8 protein-coding genes are annotated in these 8,691 nt (G+C 66.9%); 4 read left to right on the top strand and 4 right to left on the bottom strand.

Features of this window, described 5'->3' with window-relative positions; all coding sequences use genetic code 11:
* Positions 1–32: 32 nt before the first annotated feature.
* The gene (locus V3B48_RS18995; RefSeq protein ID WP_032128389.1) at positions 33–2,060 is read right to left on the bottom strand and encodes a sodium-translocating pyrophosphatase; all 2,028 of its coding nucleotides are present in this window, start codon (positions 2,058–2,060) and stop codon (positions 33–35) included.
* 308 nt (positions 2,061–2,368) lie between these two features.
* On the opposite strand from V3B48_RS18995, the gene V3B48_RS18990 reads away from it, so the two are divergent.
* The gene (locus V3B48_RS18990) at positions 2,369–2,872 is read left to right on the top strand and encodes a hypothetical protein (RefSeq protein WP_329894241.1); all 504 of its coding nucleotides are present in this window, start codon (positions 2,369–2,371) and stop codon (positions 2,870–2,872) included.
* A 72-nt stretch (positions 2,873–2,944) separates the two neighbouring features.
* Here the strand turns inward: V3B48_RS18990 and V3B48_RS18985 are convergent, their stop codons facing one another.
* The 3 genes from V3B48_RS18985 to V3B48_RS18975 form a co-directional block, all read right to left on the bottom strand.
* Positions 2,945–3,334: a DUF488 family protein gene (locus V3B48_RS18985; RefSeq protein ID WP_032128407.1), complete on the bottom strand. Its 390-nt coding sequence runs from the start codon at positions 3,332–3,334 to the stop codon at positions 2,945–2,947.
* 120 nt (positions 3,335–3,454) lie between these two features.
* Positions 3,455–4,249, bottom strand: a complete 795-nt coding sequence (locus tag V3B48_RS18980; RefSeq protein ID WP_032128387.1) for a hypothetical protein — start codon at positions 4,247–4,249, stop codon at positions 3,455–3,457.
* 205 nt (positions 4,250–4,454) lie between these two features.
* Positions 4,455–5,711: a 6-phosphofructokinase gene (locus tag V3B48_RS18975; RefSeq protein ID WP_125894981.1), complete on the bottom strand. Its 1,257-nt coding sequence runs from the start codon at positions 5,709–5,711 to the stop codon at positions 4,455–4,457.
* Between the two features lie 136 nt (positions 5,712–5,847).
* Between V3B48_RS18975 and V3B48_RS18970 the strand changes: the two genes are divergently transcribed.
* From V3B48_RS18970 to V3B48_RS18960, 3 genes are all read left to right on the top strand, one after another.
* On the top strand, positions 5,848–6,411 hold the full coding sequence (locus tag V3B48_RS18970; protein ID WP_032128385.1) for an adenylate kinase: 564 nt from the start codon (positions 5,848–5,850) through the stop codon (positions 6,409–6,411).
* 328 nt (positions 6,412–6,739) lie between these two features.
* Complete coding sequence (gene mpl / locus V3B48_RS18965) at positions 6,740–8,104, top strand: UDP-N-acetylmuramate:L-alanyl-gamma-D-glutamyl-meso-diaminopimelate ligase (RefSeq protein ID WP_329894240.1); 1,365 nt, start codon at positions 6,740–6,742, stop codon at positions 8,102–8,104.
* Positions 8,101–8,679, top strand: a complete 579-nt coding sequence (locus V3B48_RS18960; RefSeq protein ID WP_032128383.1) for an LON peptidase substrate-binding domain-containing protein — start codon at positions 8,101–8,103, stop codon at positions 8,677–8,679. Before mpl ends, V3B48_RS18960 begins: the two co-directional genes overlap by 4 nt.
* Positions 8,680–8,691: the final 12 nt, after the last annotated feature.

Here is an 8,691-nt window from a genome sequence, read left to right as displayed (position 1 = left end):
CTCGACTCTACGGGTTTGCGCATGGCGTGGATCTACAGCAGGGGCACCAGCAGCAGTGCCACGATGTTGATGATCTTGATCAGCGGATTGATCGCCGGACCGGCGGTGTCCTTGTAGGGATCGCCAACGGTATCGCCGGTCACTGCCGCCTTGTGCGCCTCGCTGCCCTTGCCGCCGAAGTGGCCGTCTTCGATGTACTTCTTGGCGTTGTCCCAAGCGCCGCCGCCGGTGGTCATCGAAATGGCCACGAACAGGCCGGTCACGATCGTGCCGATCAGCAGGCCGCCCAGTGCGCGCGGCCCCAGCAGCAGGCCGACCACCACCGGCACCGCCACCGGCAGCAGCGAGGGCACGATCATTTCGCGGATCGCCGAGCGGGTCAGCATGTCCACCGCCTTGTCGTACTGCGGCTTGCCGGTGCCCTGCATGATGCCGGGGATCTCGCGGAACTGGCGCCGTACTTCCTCCACCACCGCACCGGCGGCGCGGCCGACCGCTTCCATCGCCATCGCACCGAACAGGTAGGGAATCAGGCCGCCGATCAGCAGGCCGATGATCACCGTGTGGTCGCTGAGGTCGAATCGGAATTCCTGCCCCGGATGTGCCGCCTGCAGGTTGTGGGTGTAGTCGGCGAACAGCACCAGTGCCGCCAGCGCCGCTGAGCCGATCGCGTAACCCTTGGTCACTGCCTTGGTGGTGTTGCCCACCGCATCCAGCGGGTCGGTGATGTCGCGGATCTCCGAGGGCAGCTCGGCCATCTCGGCGATGCCACCGGCGTTGTCGGTGATCGGTCCATAGGCATCGAGGGCGACGATCATGCCGGCCATCGACAGCATCGCGGTGGCGGCGATGGCGATGCCGTACAGGCCCCCAAGCGCGAACGCGCCCCAGATTGCCGCACACACCGCCACCACCGGTAGCGCGGTGGACTTCATGGAAATGCCAAGGCCGGCGATGATGTTGGTGCCATGCCCAGTGGTCGAGGCCTGTGCCACGTGCTGCACCGGCTTGTACTGGGTGCCGGTGTAGTACTCGGTGATCCACACGATCAGGCCGGTCAGCACCAGCCCGATCAATGCGCAGCCATACAGCGCCATCGGCCCATGCACGTTGTCACTCATCAACCCGGTGGTGATCGGGTAGAAGGCGATGGCGGCCAGTACGCCGGAGACGATCACGCCCTTGTACAGTGCGCCCATGATCGAACCGCCCGGCTTCACCTTGACGAACAGCGCGCCGATGATCGAGGCGATGATCGACACGCCGCCCAGCACCAGCGGATACAGCACCGCATTGGCGCCTGCCTCGGCCAGCATCAGGCTGCCCAGCAGCATGGTGGCGATCACGGTCACCGCGTAGGTCTCGAACAGGTCGGCGGCCATGCCGGCGCAGTCGCCCACGTTGTCACCCACGTTGTCGGCGATCACCGCCGGGTTGCGCGGATCGTCTTCGGGAATGCCGGCTTCGACCTTGCCCACCAAGTCGGCACCGACGTCCGCGCCCTTGGTGAAGATGCCGCCGCCCAGGCGCGCGAAGATCGAGATCAGCGACGAGCCGAACGCCAGCCCGACCAGTGCATGCAGCGCCTGGTCCATCTGCAGGCCCATGCGCAGCAGCAGCGCGTAGTAGCCGGCCACGCCCAGCAGGCCGAGGCCGACCACCAGCATGCCGGTGATCGCACCGCCGCGGAAGGCGACGTCCATCGCCGCGCTGATGCCGTGGCGGGCAGCTTCGGCGGTGCGCACGTTGGCGCGTACCGACACGTTCATGCCGATGTAGCCGGCCGCGCCGGACAGCACCGCACCGATGGCGAAGCCGATCGCGGTGTACCAGCTGAGGAAGATGCCGACCAGCACGAACAGCACCACGCCGGCGACGCCGATGGTCAGGTACTGGCGGTTGAGGTAGGCACGCGCACCTTCCTGGATCGCGGTGGCGATCGCGATCATGCGTTCATTGCCGGTGGGTTGGCGCAGGATCCAGCGCGCCGAGACGATTCCGAACAGGATCGCGAGAATGGCGCAGCCCAGCGCCAATGACAGCCCGTGACGTTCCAGCATTAGACCCCTCCGCAGAATGGATGTAGGCATCCAGTGGCGATGAACGGCACCACGAGGGGGACGACGGGCTGCAGCCTGGAACCAACCCGTACCGACCTTGGTGGTCGTCCGACGTATGGCGGTGTTCAGCATTCCCTGGTGCCCGCAGTATGCGTGCCGCGCACTGTAGAGTCGAGCCGTGCTCGACTGGTTTTTACGAGCCCCGCCGCATGCCGCCAGTCCATGGGCATGATTCGAAAGCCACAGGCCTTTGCACCCCGTTAAGCCAGCCTCTGCAAGCCTGCGCTCAGTCCCGTAGGAGATTCCCCATGCGCCTGTCCCTGTTGATGCTTGCCGCCCTGGTCCCGGCCGTACCGGCACTCGCCGCGGAAACCCCGGAGCTGCAGCGCGCCGTGGGTGCCCCCCAGGCCGTGGGCGCGGTGCACACCCTGCGGCAGATTCCCGAGGCCTGCGCGCGCCTGGAAGGTGCCTTCACCGGTCAGGCGGCCGAGCCGTATCGCTTCGCACCGGTGCGGACCAGCGAGCAGTGCCAGCCGCGCGCGCGCTTCGTCGACTATGCCAAGGCGCAGCCGAGTGTGGACAAGGGCTGGAAGCTCAATGATGTGATCCGCGTGCCCAGCGCCGCCTGCCCGGCACAGCAGGCCGTGGTGCGGGTGTGGCGCCTGCCGTCGAGCAACAGGGTCGAGCTGGACGGGCAGGGCCAGTCGCGCATCTATCTGGAAGAGGCCAAGAAGCAGGCCGCCGCCGGCCAGATTCCGCAGGTGACGATGTTCGCCGCGCAGCTGCAGATGGAAGGCAAGGCCTGCAATTGAAATTGCGTGGGCGATGTACCCGCGCGGTCATCCACGGGGAGTGCCGGCCGCTGGCCGGCAATCCTGCAATCTTCACTCCGCCAGCGTCGCCCCGCGCGCCACCAGCAGCTCTCGCAGGGCCCTGCGATGGCAATGCGCTTCATCCTCGCAGTAGCACCCCACGCTGATGTCGCTGTGCTGTGACATCGCGGCCAGAAGATCCAGCGCGTGGGCCGCGTCCGGCGCCTTCATCTCGGCCTTGTAGTGGCGGAAGAACGCATTCCAGTCGGCCGCGGTTTTCGCTTCGTGCGCCCGCTTTACCAGTTCCGCGCTGGGTGACAGGGTCGGGAACCAGACGTCGTACCAGTCCTGTTCCGCGAACTCACTGCGCGGCACGCCGCGTGGCGGCCGCCGCACGGTACCGATGCGCAGCCCTTCGCCGGGGTGGCGCGGCGTACCCAGTCGAACAACACGCAGTGCCATGATGACCTCCGGGCGGGGCATCCATCATCCTGCGATGCACGTGCGCCAGGTGTGAACCGCTGTGGAAACGAAAAGGCCCGGGCGCCTGCGCACCCGGGCCTTTTCCCATGCTGGCAACGATCAGTTGCCGCGGCAGTCCTTCAACCACAACACACGACCAATCTGGTCGTAGCTGTCGACCACGCCGGTCAGCGTCACCTTCTCGCGCGGGCGCAGGGCCAGCGCATACGCGGCCTGGTTGGCTGCAAACGAGCAGGAAATGGCCACGCGCTCAAAGTCGATGCTGCCATCGCTGGGCAGGTCGAAGCTGGTGTTGTAGGTGCCGCCACTGCGCAGCACGGAGGTGATGCGACCGGTGATGGCGTAGGTCTTGCCCTTGTAGCGCGGCTCGACCGCGGCCGGGTTGTCCTTGTTCTGGTTGCGCAGCTGGAAGCCGAAGCGGTCGGCGGCAATCGTCACCACCGACGCCTGCGGAGTGGCCTTGGCTGCCTGTTCGCCAGCCTTGCCCGGCTTGATCTGGTTGAGCAGCTTGCACATTTCTTCGCGCACGCCATCGGCCGAGGCAATGGCGCCCTTGTTGACCTTCACCACCATGCCGACGGTGCCCTGGCCGCCTTCGGAGGTGGCACTGATGATCATCGGAATCGGCTTGTGGGCCATGGATTCCGGCTCTTCGATCAGCATCGAGCCGCCTTCCACGTCCTCGCTGAGGACGTCCATGTTGGCGTTCTTGGCGATCACCCGCATCTGGCCGATGGCACTGGCCACGGTCAGGTCCGGATGGGTGACCGATGAGGTGAAGGTCGTGCCGACGAAGGGATTGCCCTTCTTCTGGAAGTTGCTTTCGCAGGTCGCAGCGAAGGCCGGCGCGGCGGCACCGGACAGCAGCGCGGCGATCAGGATCGGGTGCTTCATGGTTACAGTCCTTGTGAAATGGCAGCACAGGCCCGGGCCTTGAAGGCCGGGCAGCGTCGAATCTGGCTTGCGGCGGCCCCTTTGCCCCGGGCCGGAGCCCGATTGTGGGGTGCTTCGGCGGCCGCCGCAATGTGCCCTGCGCTCCGCACAGGGCTCAGCACAGAGGGGCGTATACGACTTAATCCCCTCCGTCCCCTTTTTCGGCTCAGCCCTCGAAGGCCGGCAGCTTCTGCTTCACGGCCACGTTCTTCAGCGTCACGTACTTCGGCAGGCCGTCGGTGCCGTACGGCAGCGGGGCTTCGCCCTTGATCAGCGGCGACAGGTAGGCCCGCGCCTTGGCGGTGATGCCGAAGCCGTCGCGGCGGATGAAGCCGGCGGGCATCTTCTTTTCATGATTGGCGATCTTCGACAGCGGCGCCGCTTCGATCTTCCAGCGATAGGGCGCATCGGTGCTGCGCACGATCACCGGCATCACGCCGTTCTGGCCCTTCAGTGCCAGCTGCACGGCGGCCTTGCCGACCGCCTGCGCCTGCTCCCAGTCGGTCTTGCTGGCCAGGTGGCGGGCCGAGCGCTGCAGGTAATCGGGCAGCGCCCAGTGCACCTTCAGGCCCAGCTGGTCCTTGACCCGGCCGGCCAGGTGCGCGGCCACGCCGCCCAGCTGCGAGTGACCGAACGAGTCCTTGCCGCCGCCCGCGTCGGCGACGAAGCGGCCATCGGCGGTGGCGATGCCTTCCGACGCCACCACCACGCAGTAGCCGACGCGCTCGACCACCGCCTTGACCTTGGCCAGGAACGCCGCTTCGTCATAGGCGCGTTCGGGCAGCAGGATGATGTGCGGCGCTTCGTCATCGCCGTTGCCGGCCAGACCGGCGGCCGCAGCCAGCCAGCCGGCGTGGCGGCCCATGGCCTCGTAGATGAAGACACGGGTGGAGGTCTCGGCCATTGCCGCCACGTCCAGCGCCGCCTCGCGCACCGAGACCGCGGTGTACTTGGCCGCCGAGCCGAAGCCGGGACAGGTGTCGGTCACCGCCAGATCGTTGTCGATGGTCTTGGGCACGCCGATGCAGGTCAGGTCGTAGCCGGAGGCCTTGGCCAGCTGCGAGACCTTCAGCGCGGTGTCGGCCGAGTCGTTGCCGCCGTTGTAGAGGAACCAGCGCACGTCGTGTGCGCGCAGCACTTCCAGCAGGCGGTCGTAGCGGGCGCGGTCGGCATCCAGCGATTTCAGCTTGACCCGGCACGAGCCGAAGGCGCCGCCCGGGGTGTGGGCGAGGGCGCGGATGGCCGCAGCACTCTCCTTGCTGGTGTCGATCAGTTCCTCGCGCAGCGCGCCGAGGATGCCGTTGCGGGCGGCCAGGACCTTGATGCCCTTGGCCCGGGCCTGCTCGATCACCGCCGCTGCAGTGGCGTTGATGACCGCGGTGACACCGCCGGACTGGGCGTAGAGGAGAGTACCGTTGCGCATGCTTCTACCTGCTCGGGGGAGGGGACATTGCAGGGACATTACCCGGATGCGGTAAAGTGGCGCTATTGCGGTGCAGCGATACCGGTCCGTCCGGGACGCGAACCTTCTTTGTTTTCAACACGTTGGAGTCAGGTCAATGCGATTGGTTCTGTTGGGACCGCCCGGTTCGGGCAAGGGGACACAGGCGACGCGCCTGAAGGAAAAGCTGGGGATCGCCCACATTTCGACCGGTGACATGCTGCGCGCGGAAATCGCCGCGGGCACGGAGCTGGGCAAGCAGGCCAAGACGGTGATGGATGCCGGCAACCTGGTGTCGGACGACATCCTGCTGGGCATGCTGGAGTCGCGCCTGACCCAGGCCGATGTCGCCAAGGGCTTCATCCTCGATGGCTACCCGCGCAATGTGGCCCAGGCCAATGCGATGGACGGCCTGCTGGCCAAGATCGGCCAGCCGCTGGATGCCGTGGTGCAGCTGGACGTGGCCACCGAGCTGCTGGTCGAGCGCATCGCCGGTCGTGCCAAGGAACAGGGCCGCGCCGATGACACGCCGGAAGCGGTGCGCCAGCGCCTGCAGGTCTACAACGACCAGACCGCCCCGGTGGTCGACTTCTACGCCGGCCGTGGCACCCTGGCCCGCGTCGACGGCGTCGGTGAGCTGGACGAGATCGAAGCCCGCATCCTGGCGGCGATCAAGGGTTGATCCTGCAGGGCCGGTGCACTGCCGGTCCTTCGGGCGCAAAAAGCACAGGCCTGGTCCGCGAGGACCAGGCCTGTGTCGTTTGATAGGCGCCAGCAGAGGGCTTGCTCAGGGCCCCGCAGCATGAGCTCCCTTGGGGATGGCCTCTTGGGGAGTAGGACCGGTTCGGGTACTGCGGCTGGCAGTTCGAATTGTGTCCGGGTTCACAGAACATCGCTATCGGGATTTCCCTGACAGATGATTGGAGTTTTCTCACATCCTGTGTAGGACTTGTCTTACCCCGGATCGGACATTGGCCCTATACAGCCGTCATCGGTCACAATCCTCGGTCATGAGCAGCGTACATATCCTTGCAATCGCCGGCACCTTCATGGGCGGCGTGGCCGCCCTGGCGCGGGAACTGGGCCATACGGTCAGCGGCAGCGACCAGGCCATCTATCCGCCGATGTCGACCCAGCTCGAACAGCTGGGCATCACCCTGGACCAGGGTTACCGCGCCGACAGCGTGCCGGCCGGCACCAACGAGGTGGTGATCGGCAACGCGCTCTCGCGCGGCAACCCGGCCGTGGAGGCCGTGCTCGACGCCGGCCAGCGCTACATCTCCGGCGCCCAGTGGCTGTCCGAACAGGTGCTGCCGGGCCGCGACACCCTGGCCGTGGCCGGTACCCACGGCAAGACCACCACCACCACCATCCTCACCTGGCTGCTGGAAAGCGCCGGTCGTTCACCCGGTTTCCTGATCGGCGGCGTAGCCGAGGATTTCGGCGTCTCCGCCCGCCTGGGGCAGGGCCGCGAGTTCGTGGTCGAGGCCGACGAGTACGACACCGCCTTCTTCGACAAGCGCAGCAAGTTCGTGCACTACCGGCCGCTGGTGGCCATCCTCAACAACCTTGAATACGACCACGCCGATATCTTCCCCGACGTGGCCGCGATCCAGCGCCAGTTCCACCATCTGGTGCGCACGGTGCCGGCGCGTGGCCGACTGATCGTCAACGGCGAGGATCAGCATCTGGCCGAAGTGCTGGCGATGGGCTGCTGGACGCCGGTCGAACGCTTCGGATTCGATCCGTCGCTGGAATGGCATGCCGAGCTGCTGGCCGCCGATGGCAGCGCCTTCCGCGTGCATCACCGCGGGCAGGCAATGGGCGACGTGCAGTGGTCGTTGCTGGGCCGCCACAACGTGCTCAACGGCCTGGCTGCGCTGGCCGCCGCGCATGCGGTGGGCGTGGCACCGGCCGACGTGATTCCTGCGTTGTCACGCTTCCGCAGCGTCAAGCGCCGCATGGAAGTGATCGGCCAGCATGACGGCATCACCATTTACGACGATTTCGCCCATCACCCGACCGCGATCGCCACCACATTGGAAGGCCTGCGTGCCAAGGTGGGTGATGCGCGCATCGTGGTCGCGATGGAGCCGCGCAGCAATTCGATGCGACTGGGCGCACACGCGCATGCGCTGGCTCCGTCGCTGGCGCTGGCCGATGAAGTGGTGTTCCTGCATCGCCCGGAACTGGCCTGGGATGCCGCTGCGGTGATCGCCGCGGTGCGTGGCGAAGCGCACGCGGTGCCCGATACCGACGCGTTGCTGGCGCAATTGCAGGCCAGCGCGCGCAGTGGTGACCACGTGGTGTTCATGTCCAATGGTGGCTTCGACGGTGCACCGCGCCGTTTCCTGGCCGCGCTGCAGGCCCGATGAGCGTCGACGGTTCGCTGCCGCTGTTTCCGCTGCACACCACGCTGGTGCCGGGTGCGGCGGTGGGCCTGCGTGTATTCGAGCGCCGCTACCTGGACCTGGTCCGCGACAGCGGCCGCAGTGGTGAGGGGTTTGGTGTCTGTCTGATCCTCGATGGCGAGGAAGTCGGCGCACCGGCAACGCCGGCCGCCTATGGCGTGCAGGTACGCATCGAAGACTTCGATGTCGGCGCAGACGGCGTGCTGCAGTTGCGCCTGCGTGGCACCCGCCGCTTCCATGTCGAGCGCACCCGCGTGCGCGACAACGGCCTGGTGGTAGCCGACGTGCGTTGGTGCGATGAAGACCCCGATGACGAACTGCGGCCGCAGCATGCGCTGCTGGCCACGGTGCTGGGGCACATCATCGAACAGGCCGGCGAGGCCTATGCGCCGGCCAACCCGGCGTTGCTGGACCAGGCCAGCTGGGTCGGCTGGCGGCTGGCCGAACTGCTGCCACTGAGCGAGCAGCAGCGCCTGCAGCTGCTGCAGATGGATGACCCGCACCAGCGATTGCAGCAGTTGCTGGGCTGGATGCCGTAGCCGATAACCGCC

It is taken from the genome of Stenotrophomonas sp. SMYL20 (assembly GCF_036320045.1).
Taxonomy (GTDB): Bacteria; Pseudomonadota; Gammaproteobacteria; order Xanthomonadales; family Xanthomonadaceae; genus Stenotrophomonas; species Stenotrophomonas maltophilia_A.
Note: the sequence above shows the minus strand (reverse complement) of the source record. Positions and strands in the feature narration are given on the sequence as shown.